Annotated in this window: 1 protein-coding gene; it reads left to right on the top strand. The window is 62.5% G+C overall.

What is annotated here, in order from left to right; translation table 11 throughout:
- The coding region (gene aroA / locus B3V69_RS15480; protein ID WP_296447911.1) for a 3-phosphoshikimate 1-carboxyvinyltransferase at positions 1–947 on the top strand (947 nt) is incomplete at both ends.

The following is a 947-nucleotide window of genomic DNA, read 5'->3' as shown; positions in this document are numbered from 1 at the left end:
CAGGGCACGACCACCGTGCACGATCTGCTGGACTCCGACGACACGCGCGTCATGCTGGATGCCTTGCAGCTACTGGGCTGTGGTGTGCGGCAAAGCGGCAGCTCGGTTGAGATCGACGGGCTGGACGGCCAGCTCAGTAACAAAAAAGCCGATCTGTTCATGGGCAACGCCGGCACGGCGATACGCCCGCTCACCGCGGCCCTCGCGGTAATGGGGGGCGATTTTGAGTTGCGCGGTGTGCCGCGCATGCATGAGCGTCCGATTGGCGACCTGGTCGATGCGCTGCGCCAGCTTGGCTGCCGCATCGATTACCTGGGGCAGCAGGGCTTTCCGCCGCTGCGCATTGGCGAACCCACCCTGCAACTGGACGCACCGATCCGGGTCCGCGGCGATGTGTCGAGCCAGTTTCTCACCGCCCTGTTGATGGCACTGCCATTAGTGGCTGATAAAGACATCGTCATTGAGGTGGTGGGCGAGCTGATCTCCCGCCCCTATATTGAAATCACGCTGAACCTGCTGGCGCGTTTTGGCATCGACGTGGTGCGGGATGGCTGGCAACGTTTCACCATTCCGGCCGCAAGCCAGCTCACGTCACCCGGCACACTGCACGTTGAAGCAGACGCCTCATCCGCTAGCTATTTCATAGCGCTTGGCGCAATAGCGACGGGGGCTGGAGGCCAAAAAAGCATAAAGATTGAGGGCGTGGGGGCGGATTCCATCCAGGGTGACATCCGCTTCATCGAAGCCGCGCAAATGATGGGCGCCCAGGTAGCTAGTGGCCCCAACTGGCTGGAGGTGTCACGCGGCAGCTGGCCACTGAAAGCCATTGATCTGGACTGCAACCACATCCCCGATGCCGCGATGACGCTGGCGGTGATGGCGCTGTACGCCCAGGGCAGCACCACGCTGCGCAACATCGCCAGCTGGCGCGTCAAGGAAACCGACCG

It is taken from the genome of Rhodoferax sp. UBA5149 (assembly GCF_002413825.1).
GTDB lineage: Bacteria > Pseudomonadota > Gammaproteobacteria > Burkholderiales > Burkholderiaceae_C > Rhodoferax.
The sequence above is the reverse complement of the archived record's forward strand: the minus strand, read 5'-3'. Positions and strand labels throughout refer to the sequence as shown.